This window comes from Pseudomonas sp. So3.2b (genome assembly GCF_019464415.1).
Classification (GTDB): Bacteria; Pseudomonadota; Gammaproteobacteria; order Pseudomonadales; family Pseudomonadaceae; genus Aquipseudomonas; species Aquipseudomonas shahriarae.
The window spans coordinates 5529588-5547600 of record NZ_CP080494.1 but is presented as its reverse complement, the minus strand read 5'-3'; the positions used below and the strand labels follow the sequence as shown (position 1 = coordinate 5547600).

Here is an 18013-nt window from a genome sequence, read left to right as displayed (position 1 = left end):
CTGCTTTGGAGCCAGTATGAATTCGTTGCCAATCGATGATGTTTTACCCGCCTTGCGTGAAGCCTTGGCGACGCGCCATGAAGCCGTGCTCGAAGCACCGCCCGGCGCCGGTAAGACCACGCGGGTGCCGTTGGCGCTGTTGCACGAAACCTGGCTGGCCGGGCAAACCATCCTGATGCTTGAGCCCCGCCGGCTCGCCGCCCGCGCCGCAGCCGAACGCCTGGCCAGTGAGCTGGGGGAAAAGGTCGGGGAAACCGTCGGCTACCGGATCCGCCTGGACAGCAAGGTCGGCCCCAACACCCGTATTGAAGTGGTCACCGAAGGCATCCTCACCCGGCGCCTGCAGGATGACCCGGCACTGGATGGCGTGGGTCTGCTGATCTTCGACGAATTCCACGAGCGTAGCCTCGACGCCGACCTGGCGCTGGCCCTGAGCCTCAATGGCCGCGAGCTGTTTCGCGATGAACAACCGCTGAAAATCCTGCTGATGTCCGCCACCCTTGAAGGTGAACGCCTGTCGGGGCTGCTCGACGACGCGCCGATCCTGCGCAGTGAAGGGCGCATGTACCCGGTGCAGATGCGCTGGGGGCGGCCGTTCCAGCCTGGGGAATTTATCGAGCCGCGGTTGGTGCAGACCATTCTTGAAGCCCTGCACGACGAAACCGGCAGCGTGCTGGTGTTCCTGCCGGGGCAGGCGGAGATTCGCCGGGTCCATCAACAGTTGGCGGATGCCCTCGGTGAGCGCGGCGATGTGCTGCTGTGCCCGCTGCATGGCGAGCTTGACCTGGCAGCGCAGCGAGCGGCCATCGACCCGGCGCCGGCGGGCAAGCGCAAGGTGGTACTGGCCACTAACATTGCCGAGACCAGCCTGACCATCAATGGCGTGCGGGTGGTGATCGACGCCGGGCTGGCGCGGGTTCCGCGTTTCGACCCCGGCAGCGGCATGAGCCGTCTCGACACCCAGCGCATCTCCCGCGCCAGCGCCACCCAGCGTGCCGGCCGGGCCGGGCGGCTGGAGCCGGGCGTGTGCTATCGGTTGTGGTCCGAGGACCAGCATGAAGGGCTGGCGGCCTATGGCAGCGCGGAAATTCTCTCGGCAGACCTGGCCGGCCTGGCCCTGCAACTGGCGCGCTGGGGCGTGACGCCAGCACAATTGGTGTGGCTCGATGTGCCACCCACTGCCGCTTATGCCCAGGCCCAGGACTTGCTCGAACGCCTGGGGGCGCTCAAGGACGCGACCTTGACCCCCCACGGACAGAAAATGGCCAGCCTGCCGGCGCACCCGCGTATCGCCCATTTGTTGTTGCGCGGCCAGGACTTGGGGCTGGCGAACATGGCGTGTGATGTCGCCGCGCTGCTGGGCGAGCGCGACATCTTGCGCGGTGCCGGTGCGGATGTGCACAGTCGCCTGGCCTTGTTGTCCGGCGAGGAACGCGCCCGTGGTACTCAAGGCGGCGTACAGCGGGCCCGGCAATTGGCCCGGCAATATCGCGGCTATCTAAGAGGCAAGGCCGAACAGCCGGTGGCTGATCCCGATCACCCGCGCTGGCTGGGGGCGCTGCTGGCGCTGGCCTACCCGGACCGGGTGGCCCAACAACGCCGTGCGGGCGGTGCCGAATATCGTCTGGCCAATGGGCGCGCCGCGCTGTTTGCCGAAGCTGACAGCCTGATGAAGCAGCCGTGGCTGGTCATCGCCGACCTGGGCAGCCGCCAGGGCCAGCGTGAAGAGCGGATTTACCTGGCTGCAGACTTCGACCCGACGCTGTTCGACTCGGTATTGGCCGAACAGGTGCGCTCTTTCGACCAGCTGGATTGGGACGAGCGCGAAGGCGTGTTGCGTGCCGAACGCCAGCGCAAGGTCGGTGAACTGGTACTCAGCCGCGAGCCGCTGACCGGCCTGGACGAGTCCGCCCGCAGCCAGGCGCTGGTCAACCTGGTGCGGCGCAAAGGCCTGGAACTGCTGCCCTGGACCCCGGAGCTGCGCCAGTGGCAGGCCCGTGTCATGCTGCTGCGCCAACTGGACTCCGGCAAGCCCGGCGAATGGCCCGACGTCAGTGACAGCGCGTTGCTCGCCAGCCTGGAACATTGGCTGATGCCGTACCTGGGCAAGGTCTCGCGCTTGAGCCATTTCGCCAACCTGGATCTTTCCAGCTTCCTGCATAACCTGCTGCCCTGGCCGCTGCCCCAGCGCCTGGACGAACTGGCGCCCCATCATTTGAAGGTGCCTTCGGGCTCATCGGTGCGCCTGGACTATAGCGAGCATCCGCCGATTCTCGCGGTGCGCCTGCAGGAACTGTTTGGCCTGGCCGATACCCCGCGCATCGCCGGTGGACGGCAGGTGGTGAAGTTGCACTTGTTATCGCCAGCGCGGCGTCCGGTGCAGGTGACCCAGGATCTGGCGAACTTCTGGCGCAGTACCTACGCCGAGGTGAAGAAGGATCTGAAGGGGCGGTATCCCAAGCATTACTGGCCCGATGACCCGTTGGTGGCAGAAGCGACCGCGCGGATCAAGCCGCGCAAGTAATCGTGCTTAATATCTGAATGTAGGAGCTGGCTGGCCTGCGATAGCGATCTGTCCGCCAGAACCTGGCCAACTGACCCAGCGCTATCGCAGGCAAGCCAGCTCCTACACCAACCCTATTCCACATCGGGTTGTGTGCTGTGGGCTATTGCGCGGCGGGCAGCAGGAACCGTGCAATCACCGGCAAATGATTGGAAATACGCAATGTATCGTCCTGCCGCACCCGCGCTTCAACCTTCTTCAGCCTCGGGCTATAGAACAGATAATCCACCGTACGGTCCGGCCCATCGAGGCCCGGGTCATTGGGGAAGTGGGTCAGCCACTGGGCGCGGTCGATCCCGCTGGATTGACTGTTGCTGGGGACCATCGGGTATTTATCCCACAACAGATGCAGCTCACTGTCCGGCGAATACTGCCCGCGTCTGTCGGCGTCCAGGCGCAGGAACTGCCCCAGGGGCAACAGATTGAAATCCCCGCCAATCAGCCACGGCGTGCCCCGGCTTTCGAATTTATCCAGCAGCTTGATGGTCGCCTCGACCTGCTCGCGCACCGCGCTGTGGCCGGGTGCGGCGTTGTCCAGGCGGGTGTTGAGCACCGCCAGTTGGCCGCCGTCGCTCAACGGCAGGTAACTGAGCAGCAGCGCGGGCTTGGGTTGGAACTGACGGCTGATCAGGTTGGCCGGGGCCACCGGCAGTTGCAGGCGTTCGGCATGTTCGATCTGGTAGCGGCTGAGGGTCACCAGCTTGCGGCCGACACTGCCGAAGATATGCCGGTCGGGCACAAAGTCGGCTTTCCAGTCGAAGGCCTCGACGCTGCACGGGTAGAGGTCCACCAGCCGCTCCTGAAGCAGCGCCAGTTGGTCCTGGTAGTGGGATGGCTTGGCGCCTTCGTCCAGTTCCTGCAGCAACAGCACGTCCGGTTGTTCGTCACGGATCACCCGCGCCACTTCGTCCAGGCTGGAGGCCATGTCTTCAGGGGTGGGGCGCTCGTCCGGGCCACTGCCGTCGGGGGTGTCGTACCAGAACACATAGTTCTTGCCCGCCAGGTATTGCACGTTCCAGGTCATCACCTTGAGTGCCTGGCCGGGCAGCAGCGTCGGCGCACGCGGGGCCACGCAGCTGACGGGTAGGGTCTGTTTGTCGGCGGGGCGCCAGGTCAGGCTGTAGATCAGGGCCGTCAGCAAGCCTGCGAGGATCAGCAGGCCTACCAGGGTTTTACGCAGTAAACGGGTCATCGGCTCGCCTTATGGCGCTGCGGGACAGGCCCCGAGCATACCCGACCGGTGGCCGGGAGCCCAGGGAGCACGTTAGCGAGCGTCGGCATCACCGGCGATCAGCATGAACAGGCGGAACAGCACTACGCTGGTAAACAGCTGCAAGAAGCTATGGGCACTGTCGATCAGCACCGCCAGCAGCGGGTTCTGCGGGTCGGGCCAGGCTGCGACGCTGGCACCTTTGAGTAGCCACAGTGGGGTCATCACGCACAACAGGCAGACCAGGATGCGCAGAAAGTGCCCACGGGTCAGACGGAAACTTTCCTTCATCGCCGCCAGCGCGGGCATCCCGCGCAGCACCAGCAAGTACTCGGCGAAGGCCAGGGTGACCATCAGCCACAGCCCAGGCAGGAAATACAACGACAGCCCCAGCAGGATCAGCAGGGTGCTCATGGCCGTCAGCAACGCGTAGCGTGGCCACAAGGTCAGCGCCATGGCCAGCACGGCGGCGGTGCGCGGCGACTCGCCACGGCTGCGGGCGTCGAGAAACAGGATCAGGGCGGCGGTGTACAGCGGATACACCAGCAAACCCACGATCATGCTGTAGCCGGTAAACGCCTCCGGGCCCAGGGTGCGATCGAGCACTTGTTGCAGCACGGCCTCCAGGATCACCAAGGGCAGGCACAACTGCACGATGGCGCCCAGGTTGCGCTGGAAAAAGTAGAAAGAGTCGCGCAGAACGGTCAACGGATTCATCAAAGTCATCACAGGCGGAAAAAGCAGCGGACACTTTAACCGATCACCGACAAACGTAAACCTTGGGTAAAGATCATTGAAACGCTGCGGGCCAGCCCCATTACTGGTGGCGTACCTTGCCCATTGCGGGCGGGACGCAGATTTTTACCGGCAATCTAACGAGGTCGCCATGAACAGCGAAGAGCAAACCCTGATCGACGGACTGTTTTCACGGTTGCAGCAAGCCGAAACGGACTCAGCCCCCCGCGACGCCCAGGCAGAAGCGCGGATCAAGGAGCACATCACTCGCCAACCGGCCGCCGGGTATTTCATGACCCAGGCGATTCTGGTGCAGGAAGCCGCGATCAAAAGCCTGGATGCGCAGAACAAGCAGCAGGCGCAACAGATCCAGCAATTGCAGGATGAACTGCAACGGGCCAAGACAACGCAGCCGGCCACCAGCGGTGGTGGGTTCCTGTCGAGCATCTTTGGCGGCAGCTCCCGCGAGCCGCAGCCTGCGCCGAGCGCGCCGGCCTCTGGCGCGGGTGGTTGGCGCGAGCCGACTCGGCCCGGCTTCAGCGCGCCGACGCCGCAACAGAGCTTTGGCACCCCACAACAGAACTATCAGCAACCCCAGCAGGCGGCGCCCGCATGTGGTGGTTTTCTCGGTGGCGCCCTGAAAACCGCCGCCGGGGTGGCCGGGGGTGTGATGCTGGCCCAAGGTATCAGCAGCCTGTTCAGCCACAACCAGCAGCCGCAGGTGGTGGAAGAGATCGTTCGCGAAGAGCCGGCGCCTGCCAGTGACAACGGCGGCTGGGGCAATGACGAGCAGCGTTTCGCTGACAATGACAGCGCCGACAGCGGTTATGCCGACGATTCTTCCTTCTTTGGCGACGACGACTCCTTCGTCTGACACCCACTGAACCGGGGCGCGCTGTCGCCCCGGTCTGATTTTTCTCGGAAACCTCCTCTTGGCTGGCATACTGGCGACCTTTGCGGGCCATCACGTCCGCCAGTGCGATGAGGATATACGGTGAAAAAAATTGCAGTGTTCGCCGATGTGCAGAACCTCTATTACACCGTGCGCCAGGCCTATGGCTGCCACTTCAACTACGCCGCCCTGTGGGCCGATATCAGCCAGCGCGGGCAGATCGTCGAGGCGTACGCCTATGCCATCGACCGTGGCGACAGCAAGCAGCAGCAATTCCAGCAGATCCTGCGCAACCTGGGCTTTACCGTGAAGCTCAAGCCGTACATCCAGCGCAGCGATGGCTCGGCCAAGGGCGACTGGGACGTGGGCATCACCATCGACATCATGGACGCCGCCGCCCATGTCGATGAAGTGGTGCTGGCCTCGGGTGATGGCGATTTCGATATGTTGCTCGACCGCATCATCCATAAACATGGCGTCGAAGCCGTGGCCTACGGCGTGCCGGGGCTGACGGCCAATTCGTTGATCCGCGCGGCCAGTCGCTACGTGCCTATCGAAGGCGCGTTGTTGCTCAAATAGATTTTCAGATGGGGTTGGAACAGGTTTGGAACGTATAGCGGTCATCGACTTTGAAACCACCGGCATCTCGCCGAGCAGCAGTTGCCGGGCCACGGAAATCGCCGTGGTCATCCTGGAGCAGGGCCAGATCGTGGACCGCTACCAGAGCCTGATGAACGCCGGTGTGCGCGTGCCGGGGTTTATCGAGCAGCTGACCGGCATCAGCAATGCCATGCTGCGCAGCGCGCCGCCGGCCGAGCGGGTGATGAACGAGGTCAATGAATTTGTTGGCACCACGCCGCTACTGGCGCACAACGCCGCGTTCGACCAGAAGTTCTGGGACTTCGAACTGGGCCTGATCCGCCGCACCCGCCTGCAAAAATTCGCCTGCTCGCTGCTCCTGGCCCGCCGGCTGATGCCCACGGCGCCCAACCACAAACTCGGCACCCTGACGTCTTATGCGCAATTGCCCCACACCGGCAAGGCTCACCGGGCGATGGCGGATGCTGAAATGGCGGCCAACCTCACCGCCCACCTGGCCCAGGAACTGCGCCGCACCCACGGCTTGCGCGAGTTGACCCATGATCTGCTGTGCAGCCTGCAAAAAGTGCCGGCAGCGAAGATCAATGACCATCTGAAGAAACATCGCGGGTTCTGATCCCGATTCTCAGAACGATAAAGAGCAAAATGTGGGCGTCGGGTGTGGGTAGGCCAGTTGGTGTATTCGTGGCTGATACACCGCTATCGCAGGCAAGCCAGCTCCCACATGGGATCGCATCCAGCCCAAGCAATCGGGTTAGCTGTGGGGCCGGGTGTGCTCGCGATGGTGGTGTGTCAGTTGAGATATTTTGGCCTGATACACCGCTATCGCAGGCAAGCCAGCTCCCACATGGGATCGCATCCAGCCCGGGCAATCGGGTTAGCTGTGGGGCCGGGTGTGCTCGCGATGGTGGTGTGTCAGTTGAGATATTTTGGCCTGATACACCGCTATCGCAGGCAAGCCAGCTCCCACATGGGATCGCATCCAGTCCGGGCAATCGGGTCAACTGTGGGAGCCGGGCTTGCCCGCGATAGCGCTCGCTCAGGCGCCGCCATTCTTTCCCTCCAAATACCCCAACGGCAACCGCCGCTCTACGGCGCTCGACAAGATGATCGAGGTTTTGCTGAACCCGAATTTCGCCACCCTGTTGATCAGGCTTTCCAGTTCCGGCATCGAACCCACCGCCGCCTGCATGATCACGCACGGGTCGCCGGTGACCCGATGGCATTCGGTCAGTTCGGGGATTTCTGCCAGCGCGTCGTAGACTTTCTGGCTGCCGTTTTTGGTCAAGCGCAGTTCAATCGTGCACTGGATCGGCAGGCCGATCTTGGACAGGTCGACCTTGGCCTGGTAACCGGTGATCACTCCGCTGGCCTCCAGCTTGGCCACGCGTTCAGCCACGGCGGGGGCGGAGAGGTTTACGGTGCGGGCCAGTTGCGCGTAAGTGGCGCGCCCATCCTTGAGCAGGGCGCTGAGAAGCATGCGATCGTATTTGTCCATGAATAAGGCTCTGGCAATGGCGGGCTTTCGAATACAAGGCTTATAGCCCTGATAACCATGATTTGAAAAGTGTATGGGCGCTTTAAACAGGTTTTGTAACTTATGTTTACTGGTGTGGATTTCTAAAATAACGATCCCTTGTCCTGCTGCAGAGCTGCCCATGCCTGGCCCACGTCGTTTTCCCTTACCGTTGATCGCAGCTTTTTTTGCGCTGTATGTGATTTGGGGGTCTACCTACCTGGTGATCCGTATTGGCGTGGAGTACTGGCCGCCGCTGATGTTGGCGGGGATTCGCTTCTGTACTGCGGGGGCGCTGATGTATGGCTACCTGCGCTGGCGCGGGGTGCCGGCACCGACCTGGGCGCAGTGGAAGGCCGCGGGCATGATCGGCATCTTGCTGCTGACCTTCGGTAATGGCGCAGTGAGTGTGGCTGAACACAGCGGCGTGACTTCCGGTGTCGCTGCGCTGGCCGTGGCGACGGTGCCGTTGTTTACCTTGCTCTGTGGATATTTCTGGGGCGCGCGTAATACCCGTCTGGAGTGGGCCGGGGTGATTCTGGGGATGATCGGCATTGCCATGCTCAATATGGGCTCCAACCTGCAATCGAGCCCGTTGGGCGCTGGGCTGCTGTTGTTTGCCGCCGCTTCCTGGGCTTTTGGTTCGGTATGGAGCCGGCACTTGCCGTTGCCCCAGGGCGCCATGGCCAGCGCCGCCGAAATGCTGATCGCCGGGGTGGTGCTGTTGATCGGCAGTGCACTCAAGGGCGAGCACCTGCAAGCGATGCCCCCGGTGGAAGGCTGGCTGGCCCTGGCTTACCTGACCGTCTTTGGCTCGATCATCGCCTTCAACGCTTATATGTACCTGCTCAAGCACGTGCGTCCGGCAGCGGCCACCAGCTATGCCTACGTCAACCCGGCGGTGGCGGTGTTGCTGGGCATCGTGTTTGTCGGCGAGACCATTGGCCTGGAAGAAGCCCTGGCGATGTTGGTGATTATCAGCGCCGTGTTGTTGATCAGCCTGCCCCAGTGGCGCAAGCCGAAGCCGGAAATAAGGTAAACTGCCGCGCATTACGCCCTTGCGCTGAATTTTTCCTACGGTAAACACATGACTTTCGCCACACTTGGCCTGATCGAACCCTTGCTGCGCGCCCTTGAGGCGCTTGGCTACCAGACCCCGACGCCGGTGCAGGCGCAAGCCATTCCGGCGGTGCTGGCCGGTCGCGACCTGATGGCTGCGGCCCAGACCGGCACCGGCAAGACTGCCGGCTTCGCCGTGCCGCTCCTGCAACTGTTGACCATGGAAGGGCCAAAAGTCACCGCCAACTCGGTGCGTGCGCTGATCCTGTGCCCGACCCGCGAGCTGGCCGAGCAGGTTCACGCCAGCGTCGCCCAGTACGCCGAGCACCTGCCGTTGACCACCTACGCGGTGTATGGCGGCGTCAGCATCAACCCGCAAATGATGAAGCTGCGCAAGGGGGTCGACGTGCTGGTGGCCACCCCTGGTCGCCTGATCGACCTGTTCCGCCAGAACGCGCTGAAACTCAATCAGCTGCAAACCCTGGTGCTGGATGAAGCCGACCGCATGCTCGACCTGGGTTTTTCCGAAGAGCTGGCGAACATTTACCGCATGCTGCCGAAAAAGCGTCAGACCCTGCTGTTTTCTGCGACCTTCTCCGATGACATCCGCCTGCTGGCCGGGCAGATGCTTATTGACCCGCTGAGCATCGAAGTCAGCCCGCGCAACGTCGCTGCCAACACCGTCAAGCAATGGGTGGTGCCGGTGGACAAGAAGCGCAAGGCGGAGCTGTTTGTGCATCTGATGCGCAAGGGCAAGTGGAAGCAGGTGCTGGTGTTCGCCAAGACCCGCAACGGTGTGGATGCATTGGTAGACAAGCTACAAGGCCTGGGGATCAATGCCGACGGCATCCACGGCGACAAGCCACAAGCCACGCGCCAGCGGGCACTGGACCGTTTCAAGGCCAGCGAGGTGCAGATCCTGGTGGCCACTGATGTGGCGGCCCGTGGCCTGGATATCGAAGATTTGCCGATGGTGGTCAACTTTGACCTGCCCATCGTTGCCGAGGACTACATCCACCGTATCGGCCGTACCGGCCGGGCCGGCAATACCGGCGAGGCGATTTCCCTGGTGTGTGCCGACGAAGTGAACATGCTCTCGGCCATCGAAATGCTGACCCGCCAGACCCTGACCCGCAAAATGGAACAGGACTTCGAACCGGAGCACCGCGTACCCGACACCGATGCCAGCGGGCAGGTGGTGAAGAAGCCGAAAAAACCGAAGAAGCCTAAGACGTCTGGTGGTGGCGGTAAGCGCAACCTGGGCAAGTGGGTGGAAAGCGGGGAAGTGGCGGCGGAACCGTCGATCAAGCCGGTGCGCAAAGTGCCTGTGTTTAATACCGGGCCGCGTAAGAAGAAGTAACTTCTTTGGCGTCTGTCAGGGCCTCATCGTAGGCAAGCAGCTCCCACATTTGAATGTGTTCACAGATCAAAATGTGGGAGCTGGCTTGCCTGCGAAGGCGGACCTGAGCTGCCCGCAACTATCGGCGCTGGAGCCACTCCAGCATGCCACGCCCCGCCATCCGCCCACTGGCAAAACACCCCGTCAGTAAATACCCACCTGTCGGTGCCTCCCAGTCCAGCATCTCCCCGGCACAAAATACCCCCGGTAGCTGCGAGAGCATCAAGCGCTCATCCAGCGCTTCAAACGGTACGCCGCCGGCGGTACTGATGGCTTCATCCATCGGCCGGGTTTTTACCAGCGTCAGTGGCAGTGCCTTGATATCCACAGCCAACTGCGCCGGATCATTGAAGTGACCTGTGGGCGCCAACTCGCGTAACAGCGCAGCCTTTACCCCATCCAGGCCCAACTGGCTGTGCAAATGCTTGCTCATCGAGCGTGAGCCACGGGGCTTGGCCAATGCGGCCTGCACCTTGTCCAGCGGCTTGCCCGGCAGCAGGTCGATGTGCACGGTGGCTGAACCGTCGCGGTGGATCGCTTCGCGAATCGGCGCCGACAGCGCGTAGATCAGACTGCCTTCGATACCGGTCGCGGTGATCACGCATTCGCCCAGGCGGGGTTTGTCATCCGCCAACCCTATGGCGACGTTTTTCAGCGGCGCGCCGGCGAATTTGCTCACCATTAATTCGCTCCAGGCTGACACCTCGAAGCCGCAGTTGCTGGGCTGCAGCGGGGTGCAGGGCACGCCTTGGTCTTCCAGCAACTTGAGCCAGGCGCCGTCCGAGCCCAGGCGCGACCAACTGCCACCACCGAGGGCCAGCAGTACGGCATCGCTGTGGACAGTCTTGTCGCCCTCCGGGCTGTGGATAATTAAGCCGCCGTCGGCATTCCAGCCCTGCCAGCGATGCCGGGTGTGGATAACTACCCCCTGGTCGCGCAGGCGCTTGAGCCAGGCGCGCAGCAGGGGGGCGGCTTTCATGTCGGTAGGAAACACACGGCCGGAGCTGCCGACAAAGGTTTCGATGCCCAAGCCATGAATCCATTCGCACAACGCCTCGGCACCAAACTGGCGCAGCAAGGGGGCAATGTCCGACGCGCGTTCGGCGTAGCGTGAAAGAAATGCCGGGTAGGCTTCGGAGTGGGTGATATTCATGCCGCCCACGCCCGCCAGCAGGAACTTGCGCCCCACCGATGGCATGCCGTCATACAGGTCCACCCGGACCCCGGCCTGGCTCAGGACTTCGGCAGCCATCAGCCCGGCGGGGCCGCCGCCGATGATCGTGACGTGAAAAGGCTGGGCTGGGATCTGAGGCATGGGGGTGACTGCGGTTCGGCGAAGTAGGGCGAGCATTCTACCCGAGGACCGCGAAACTGCCTGATCAAAAAACGTACACCTTCCTACATGCTATGTGGTGCCTGCCTTGCAGGCGGTTACGCTCAAGTTATCCACAGGCCGTTCCACAGGCATTGTGGGTAACGCCCAGGTTTCAATGACAACCTGATGACGTCCACACCCGCTCCGCACTGTGGTGCAGGATGCCGTGGCGCCGGGCCAGGGCGTGGCGGTCCTTGCTGTAGCCGCCACCGATCACGCCCACCACCGGGATATCGCGGCCCAGGCAATGGCGCATCACGCTTTCGTCACGGGCGGCGACGCCTGCGTCTGTCAGCTTGAGGTAGCCGAGGGCGTCGTCCTTATGCACATCGACGCCCGCGTCATACAGCACCAGGTCGGGCTGATACAGCGGCAGCAGGTAGTTGAGGGCATCGTCCACCACCGTGAGGTAGTCGGCGTCGCCCATGCCCATGGGCAGCGGGATATCCCAGTCGCTGGCGGCCTTGCGCGCCGGGAAGTTCTTTTCGCAGTGCAGGGACACGGTAATGGCGTCCGGTGTGTCATGGAGGATGCGCGCGGTACCGTCGCCTTGGTGCACGTCACAGTCGAAGATCAGCACCCGGTTGACTCGCCCACTGGCCAGTAGGAAATGGCTGATCACCGCCAGGTCATTGAAGATGCAAAAGCCCGCCGGGTAATCGTAATGGGCGTGGTGGGTGCCCCCCGCCAGGTGGCAGGCCAGGCCATGTTCCAGAGCCTGCTCGGCCGCCAGCAACGAGCCACCGACCGCGCGCACGGTGCGTCGGGCCAGGGCTTCGCTCCAGGGCAGGCCCAGGCGCCGCTGGTCTTCGCGGGACAACTCACCGCTCATATAACGTTCGATATAGCCAGGGTCATGGGCCAGGGCGAGCACTTGGGCCGGGCACAATTCGGGGCGCAGCAGTTGGCTGTCCTGGGTCAGGCCGCTGTCGACCAGGTGATCGCGCAGCAGCCGGAATTTATCCATGGGGAAGCGATGATCCGCCGGGAACTCGGGGCTGTAGTCGTCGTGGTAGATCAATGGCAAAGGCATGGCAATTTCTGACAGGAACCAACGACGGATCTTAACAGCGCTGTACACTCACGCACATGGCAAGGGAGGGGAACGATGGAGCCGATACTGCAGTTGGAAAGCGCGCGCCTGGTGTTGCGCCAATGGCGCGACAGCGATTTGCCGGAGTTTGCCCGGATGTGCGCCGACCCGCAGGTGATGCGCTATTTCCCGGCACCCCTGGACCGCTTGGAAAGCGCGGCATTGATCGGGCGAATACGTGGGCATTTTGCCGAGTATGGGTTTGGTGCGTGGGCCCTGGAGCGTAAGGACAGCGGCGAATTTATCGGCCTGACGGGATTGATGAATGTCGGCTTTGACGCCGACTTCACCCCGGCGGTGGAGATTGGCTGGCGCCTGGCCCGCGAGCACTGGGGCCTGGGTTTTGCCAGTGAAGCGGCCTGGACTGCATTGCGTTGTGGTTTTGACCGTTTGCAGTTGGAAGAAATAGTGGCCTTCACCACCGAGGCCAACCTGCCGTCGCAGAAAGTCATGCAGGCCATCGGTATGCATTACGATCCGGCGGCAGATTTTCAGCACCCCAGGCTCGCGGCGGACGATCCGCTGCGCCATCATGTGTTGTACCGCATCACCCGCGCCCAATGGTTGGATACGCTGCACGGATAGGCAGGCCGCCCGATGTTATTACCCGCCGCAGCCAAGACTGCGCGGTTTTGCTTTGTGTGAGGAGAGTTTGAATGAGCCAAGTGTTGGAAGATCTGGTCGACTTGCTGACCCTGGAACCGATTGAAGAAAACCTCTTCCGCGGCCGCAGCCAGGACTTGGGCTTTCGCCAACTGTTCGGCGGTCAGGTCTTGGGCCAGTCGCTGTCGGCAGCCAGCCAGACCGTCGAAGAAGCGCGGCATGTGCATTCGTTGCACGGCTATTTCCTGCGCCCTGGCGACGCTGGGCTGCCAGTGGTCTATCAAGTGGACCGGGTGCGCGATGGTGGCAGCTTCAGCACGCGCCGGGTGACGGCGATCCAGAAGGGCAACCCGATCTTCACCTGCAGCGCCTCGTTCCAGTACGACGAAGAAGGCTTCGAGCACCAGACCACCATGCCGGTGGTGGTGGGCCCGGAGAACCTGCCGTCGGAGCTGGAACTGACCCGGCAGCGTGCGCACCTGATCCCCGAGACCATGCGCGAAAAACTGCTGTGCCCCAAGCCGATTGAAGTGCGCCCGGTGACCGAAAAAGATCCGTACAACCCGCAGCCGTCCGACCCGGTCAAGTATGTGTGGTTTCGCGCCGATGGCGCCCTGGCCGATTTGCCGGCGCTGCATAAATATCTGCTGGCCTACGCCTCGGACTTCGGCCTGCTGACCACCTCGTTGCTGCCCCATGGCAAGACCGTGTGGCAGAAGGACATGCAAGTGGCCAGTCTTGACCATGCGCTGTGGTTCCACGCTGACCTGCGGGCCGATGACTGGTTGCTGTACGCCATGGACAGCCCATGGGCCGGCAATTCCCGCGGGTTCTCCCGTGGCAGCGTGTATAACCGCGCGGGCCAACTGGTGGCCTCGGTGACCCAGGAAGGCCTGATTCGCCATCGCAAGGATTGGGCATGAGCCTCACGGACGTAAAACACTGGGTGTTCGACATGGACGGCACCCTCACGGTGGCCGTGCATGATTTTGCGGCGATCCGCGTGGCCCTGGATATTCCGCCTGCCGATGACATCCTCACCCACCTGGCTGCGTTGCCAGCAGCGGAGGCGGCGGCCAAGCATGCCTGGTTGCTGGAGCATGAGCGCGAACTGGCGCTGGGCTCGGTAGCGGCCACGGGCGCGGTGGAGTTGGTGCGCGACCTGGCAGCACGGGGCTGTCGCCTGGGGATCCTGACGCGCAACGCCCAGGAGCTGGCGCACATCACCTTGAAAGCCATCGGCCTGGCGGACTGTTTTGCCGTGGAAGATGTGCTGGGCCGCGACGACGCCCCGCCCAAGCCTGATCCCGGTGGCCTGTTGAAACTGGCCCAGGCCTGGGATGTGGCGCCGGCCGAGATGGTCATGGTGGGCGACTATCGCTTCGACCTGGATTGCGGCCGGGCGGCGGGGACGCGGACGGTGCTGGTCAACCTGCCCGAAAACCCATGGCCGGAACTGGCAGATTGGCATGCGCAAGACTGCGCAGCACTGCGCCAGATGATCTAGCCCAGGCACCACGCATCACCGGTAGGAGCTGGCTTGGGTTTTCCCTGGGGGATTAGTGGAACAAGGCCTTCTGCCCCAGCGGCGAGGTAAACATCTTGTCGCCGTCATGCCCAACCCCAGGCACTTCAATCAACCTCTGGCTCAACTGCGGATGCCGCTGCTTGAGGTAGTCAAAGTAGTTATGCCCGCGAATCAGCCGATACGCGCCCTGGCTCTCGGCCGCGCAGCTCTTGTCCAGGGCCGGGTGGTTGGGGTCGGTGTCCTGCTGGCCCAGCAGGTAGGTGATATCCCGCGCGGCGTAGGCTTTTTCCAGTTGCTGGGGGCTTTGGCCGTTGGCGTAGGCCGGCAGTTTTTGCATGCCGTACTTCCAGTCATTGAACTGCGGGCAACTGCCCGGCGCTAACTGCACTGGGCGCTGCGGGCTGAAGTAGGCGTAGGACGATGGGTTGGCGATCACATAGCGCAGGCTGATGCCGGCGGCTTGCAGGGCCGGGTGATCATGGCCGGTCAGGGCAAAGCGCTGTACCACCTGGCCGCCACCGGAATGCCCGGCGACCACTATTTCCTTGAGGGCCGGGAACAGTTGGCGGTTGCCCAGGTGCTTGATGATCTGGTCCAGGGCGCCGTAGGAACTGATCTGGCCATGACCGATTGACGAATCGCCCGCCATCCATCCATTGCCGTGCCAGCGCAGTACGCTGTCGCCCAGGTGATGGCGCTGGATATCGGCATCGTTGAGAAACTGCGGTGCGATCACCAGGGTGTTGGCGCCTTGCCCCGCGTGGGCGGCGGCATCTTCGGCGCTTTTGAGGTAGGTCTGGGCGTTGCGCAGGCGCCCATGCACGATGATCAGCGCCCGAGTGATCTGCGGTAGTGGCTGGCGCCAGTCCTGGCTAAGGCCCAGGCTCAGGTCGCCGGCTTGCAGGGAGAAACGCTCGGGGCTGACAACCTTGACCGCCTGCCCGGCGGCGAAGGGGGTGGTGGCGCAACCGATCATCAACCCCAGCAGCCATCCGGCTCGTTTACTCATTTACAGACTCTTGGCCGAAAAGGTATCGCATTGGCTGATCTGGCCCTGGGCAAACCCGGTCTTGAACCAGCGAACCCGCTGTTGCGACGTGCCGTGGGTGAACGAGTCGGGAACCACACGGCCCTGGCCCTGTTGCTGCAAGCGGTCGTCGCCGATGGCGTTGGCGGCGTTCAGCGCTTCTTCGATATCGCCCGGTTCCAGCCAGTTCAGGCGCTTTTGCGCGCGGTTGGCCCAGACCCCGGCGAAACAGTCGGCTTGCAGTTCCTGGCGGACCAGCAGGCCACCATCGCCCTGCATCTGCCGGCCTTGCTGGCGTGCGACCTGGATTTTCGAGGAAATGCCCAGCAGGGTTTGCACGTGGTGGCCGACTTCGTGGGCGATCACATAGGCCTGGGCAAAGTCGCCGGCCGCCTGGAAGCGCTGGGACATTTCGCGGAAGAAATCCAGGTCCAGGTAGACCTGCTGGTCGGCCGGGCAATAGAACGGGCCGCTGGCGGAGGTCGCGCCACCGCAGGCAGAATTCACCCGGCCACGGAACAGGATCAGCTTGGGGTTCTTGTAAGTCAGGCCGTTTTCCTGGAACACCTGGCCAAAGGTGTCTTCGGTGTCGCCCAGCACGGCGCGTACGAAATCTGCCTGCTCATCATTGGCGGGCGGCGCCTGGCGTGTTTGCGGGCTGACCGAAGGGGCCTGTTCAGTCATCTGGCCGCTCAGTTGCCCGAGGATCTGCATCGGGTCCTGGCCGGTGAGCAGGCCGATGCCGACGATCAGCACAATGGCGGTCAGGCTCAGGCCCTTGCCACCCCCAAAACGCATGCCGCCGCCACCGCCGCCGCCGTCATTGCGCGCGTCGACCACGTTGTCGCTGCGTCGACCCTTTTTCCATAGCATGGGGCAATCCTCTTGATGATCGTGTTGTTAGCGCCGTGATTGAGTATGGCCGTTATTCGCGGCAATACCCTTCGCCCGTATTGACCACCAGGCAATCTTTTTTATCAGCCAGCCATTTCAAACCGGTGGCGGCGCCGTCGCCGGCACGCAGTATTTGCGGGCCGTCCGGGCGGTTGAAGGTGATGCCGTCTTCGCTGGCCTGGCCCTTGAAGGTGCCGGAGGCGTCGGCATCGAGGCCGTACTGCATGCTCAGCAAGTAATGCCCGCGGCCGATGCTGTCGTCCTTGCTGACGGTCAGGTGCAGGCCTTCGACGCCGACCCACTTGCCGACCCATTTGTCGGTGGGCAGGGTCTCCGGGACCAGGGTCGCTTGTACGGAAGGCGGCGCCGGCTTGGGCGGCTCGGGTGTTTTATCGCAGGCACTGAGCAGGGCGAGGGTCGAGAGAATAAACAGTGTTTTTTTCATAATGGATTGGCCTTGATTAAAAAAAGCGCAATGGCTGGCTGGCGTGCAGCGTTGGACTGGGTTTAGGCGATTTAGTGCGCTGATCGCCCGCTGTTTGGTTATGCTCTTGAGACCGATGCACCACCCGCTCTAGATTAGCGCGTTGAGTGCCACTGCTTGCGGCGGTCATTTCAGCCTGTCACGCACGAGAATTCAATGACCCTCAGCACTCCTCTTTCCGGCGTCAACCATCCCTTCAAGGGCATCGTGCTGATTGTGCTGGCGACGTTTCTGTTTTCCAGCCATGACGCGTTGTCCAAATACCTCGCCGGCTTTTACCCCATCGTGATGGTGGTATGGGCCCGGTACATGGTGCATACGTTGCTGATGGCGGGGATTTTCCTGCCGCAATCGGGCTTGCGTGTACTGCGCAGCAAGCGCCCGTTGTTGCAGGTGGCCAGGGCGTTGTGCCTGCTGGGCACCAGCCTGTTTTTTACCGCTGCCCTGCATTACATCCCGCTGGCCGAAGCCACCGCAGTGAACTTCCTCGCGCCGATCCTGGTGACGGCCCTGTCGGTGCCGCTGCTGGGCGAGCATGTGACGCGGGGCCAGTGGCTGGCGGTGATCTGCGGGTTTGTCGGGGTGATCATCATTGTGCACCCGGGCGGTGAGCTGTTCACCCCGGCGGTGTTGTTGCCATTGGTCTCGGCGTTGTTCTTCTGTTTCTACCAACTGCTGACCCGCATCCTCAGCCAGTACGACAGCCCGACCACCAGCAACTTCTTCGCCGGCCTGTGCAACACCCTGGTGATGAGCGCGCTGGTGCCGTTCTTCTGGCAGGTACCGACCCTGGGCCATGGCCTGTTGATGCTGGCACTGGGCACCTGTGGGATGACCGCGCACTTGATGCTGACCCAGGCCTTCCGCTTCGCTGCACCGGCGTTACTGGCACCGTTCGGCTATTGCCAGATCGTGTTTGCGGGGCTGTTGGGCTGGCTGGTGTTCAATCACACCCCGGACCTGACCACGGTGGTCGGGATCGGGGTGATCTGCCTGAGTGGCTTGGCCGCTGCCTGGCAGCAGCGGCGGCGTTGA

The 18013-nt window shown here is 62.8% G+C and carries 18 protein-coding genes; 10 read left to right on the top strand and 8 right to left on the bottom strand.

Features of this window, described 5'->3' with window-relative positions:
* Positions 1-16 precede the first annotated feature (16 nt).
* Positions 17-2524 carry an ATP-dependent helicase HrpB gene (hrpB, locus tag K1X80_RS24995; protein ID WP_057960677.1) on the top strand — a complete coding sequence of 836 codons (2508 nt, stop codon included), beginning with the start codon at positions 17-19 and terminating at the stop codon, positions 2522-2524.
* A 142-nt stretch (positions 2525-2666) separates the two neighbouring features.
* Here hrpB and K1X80_RS24990 read toward each other — a convergent pair whose 3' ends face one another.
* Entirely contained in the window at positions 2667-3755 is a 1089-nt protein-coding gene (locus tag K1X80_RS24990) for an endonuclease/exonuclease/phosphatase family protein (RefSeq protein ID WP_115129061.1), read from the bottom strand.
* A gap of 72 nt (positions 3756-3827) precedes the next feature.
* Positions 3828-4490 (bottom strand): YciC family protein, encoded by a 663-nt coding sequence (locus tag K1X80_RS24985; protein ID WP_057441178.1) that lies wholly within the window; start codon positions 4488-4490, stop codon positions 3828-3830.
* A 169-nt stretch (positions 4491-4659) separates the two neighbouring features.
* On the opposite strand from K1X80_RS24985, the gene K1X80_RS24980 reads away from it, so the two are divergent.
* The 3 genes from K1X80_RS24980 (at position 4660) to K1X80_RS24970 (ending at position 6616) form a co-directional block, all read left to right on the top strand.
* Entirely contained in the window at positions 4660-5382 is a 723-nt protein-coding gene (locus K1X80_RS24980) for a DUF2076 domain-containing protein (RefSeq protein WP_220172543.1), read from the top strand.
* A gap of 120 nt (positions 5383-5502) precedes the next feature.
* Positions 5503-5979 carry an NYN domain-containing protein gene (locus tag K1X80_RS24975; RefSeq protein ID WP_032861784.1) on the top strand — a complete coding sequence of 159 codons (477 nt, stop codon included), beginning with the start codon at positions 5503-5505 and terminating at the stop codon, positions 5977-5979.
* 25 nt (positions 5980-6004) lie between these two features.
* Positions 6005-6616, top strand: coding sequence for a PolC-type DNA polymerase III (locus K1X80_RS24970; RefSeq protein ID WP_057441176.1), 612 nt, complete (start codon positions 6005-6007; stop codon positions 6614-6616).
* Between the two features lie 423 nt (positions 6617-7039).
* Here the strand turns inward: K1X80_RS24970 and K1X80_RS24965 are convergent, their stop codons facing one another.
* Positions 7040-7498 carry an Lrp/AsnC family transcriptional regulator gene (locus K1X80_RS24965; RefSeq protein WP_057958359.1) on the bottom strand — a complete coding sequence of 153 codons (459 nt, stop codon included), beginning with the start codon at positions 7496-7498 and terminating at the stop codon, positions 7040-7042.
* Positions 7499-7658: 160 nt separating this feature from the next.
* Between K1X80_RS24965 and yedA the strand changes: the two genes are divergently transcribed.
* Together yedA and K1X80_RS24955 are read left to right on the top strand one after the other, a co-directional pair.
* Entirely contained in the window at positions 7659-8555 is an 897-nt protein-coding gene (gene yedA / locus K1X80_RS24960; RefSeq protein ID WP_057958360.1) for a drug/metabolite exporter YedA, read from the top strand.
* Between the two features lie 48 nt (positions 8556-8603).
* Complete coding sequence (locus tag K1X80_RS24955; protein WP_115129057.1) at positions 8604-9935, top strand: DEAD/DEAH box helicase; 1332 nt, start codon at positions 8604-8606, stop codon at positions 9933-9935.
* Between the two features lie 118 nt (positions 9936-10053).
* On the opposite strand, the gene K1X80_RS24950 is transcribed toward K1X80_RS24955, so the two are convergent.
* Both K1X80_RS24950 and K1X80_RS24945 read right to left on the bottom strand, forming a co-directional pair.
* Positions 10054-11289, bottom strand: a complete 1236-nt coding sequence (locus K1X80_RS24950) for a TIGR03862 family flavoprotein (protein WP_057958362.1) — start codon at positions 11287-11289, stop codon at positions 10054-10056.
* A 172-nt stretch (positions 11290-11461) separates the two neighbouring features.
* Positions 11462-12382 carry a histone deacetylase gene (locus K1X80_RS24945; protein WP_169990512.1) on the bottom strand — a complete coding sequence of 307 codons (921 nt, stop codon included), beginning with the start codon at positions 12380-12382 and terminating at the stop codon, positions 11462-11464.
* 75 nt (positions 12383-12457) lie between these two features.
* On the opposite strand from K1X80_RS24945, the gene K1X80_RS24940 reads away from it, so the two are divergent.
* The 3 genes from K1X80_RS24940 (at position 12458) to K1X80_RS24930 (ending at position 14552) form a co-directional block, all read left to right on the top strand.
* Positions 12458-13027, top strand: coding sequence for a GNAT family N-acetyltransferase (locus K1X80_RS24940; protein ID WP_057958363.1), 570 nt, complete (start codon positions 12458-12460; stop codon positions 13025-13027).
* Positions 13028-13098: 71 nt separating this feature from the next.
* On the top strand, positions 13099-13968 hold the full coding sequence (tesB, locus tag K1X80_RS24935; protein WP_057441166.1) for an acyl-CoA thioesterase II: 870 nt from the start codon (positions 13099-13101) through the stop codon (positions 13966-13968).
* Positions 13965-14552, top strand: coding sequence for an HAD family hydrolase (locus tag K1X80_RS24930; protein WP_057958364.1), 588 nt, complete (start codon positions 13965-13967; stop codon positions 14550-14552). Before tesB ends, K1X80_RS24930 begins: the two co-directional genes overlap by 4 nt.
* A gap of 52 nt (positions 14553-14604) precedes the next feature.
* Here K1X80_RS24930 and K1X80_RS24925 read toward each other — a convergent pair whose 3' ends face one another.
* Genes K1X80_RS24925 through K1X80_RS24915 form a run of 3 tightly spaced genes read right to left on the bottom strand, consistent with a single transcriptional unit; the run spans position 14605 to position 16939 of the window.
* On the bottom strand, positions 14605-15582 hold the full coding sequence (locus K1X80_RS24925; RefSeq protein WP_057958365.1) for an alpha/beta hydrolase: 978 nt from the start codon (positions 15580-15582) through the stop codon (positions 14605-14607).
* Positions 15583-16473 carry a neutral zinc metallopeptidase gene (locus tag K1X80_RS24920; protein ID WP_057441162.1) on the bottom strand — a complete coding sequence of 297 codons (891 nt, stop codon included), beginning with the start codon at positions 16471-16473 and terminating at the stop codon, positions 15583-15585.
* 52 nt (positions 16474-16525) lie between these two features.
* Complete coding sequence (locus K1X80_RS24915) at positions 16526-16939, bottom strand: hypothetical protein (RefSeq protein WP_057958367.1); 414 nt, start codon at positions 16937-16939, stop codon at positions 16526-16528.
* 195 nt (positions 16940-17134) lie between these two features.
* Between K1X80_RS24915 and K1X80_RS24910 the strand changes: the two genes are divergently transcribed.
* On the top strand, positions 17135-18013 hold the full coding sequence (locus K1X80_RS24910) for a DMT family transporter (protein ID WP_057441158.1): 879 nt from the start codon (positions 17135-17137) through the stop codon (positions 18011-18013).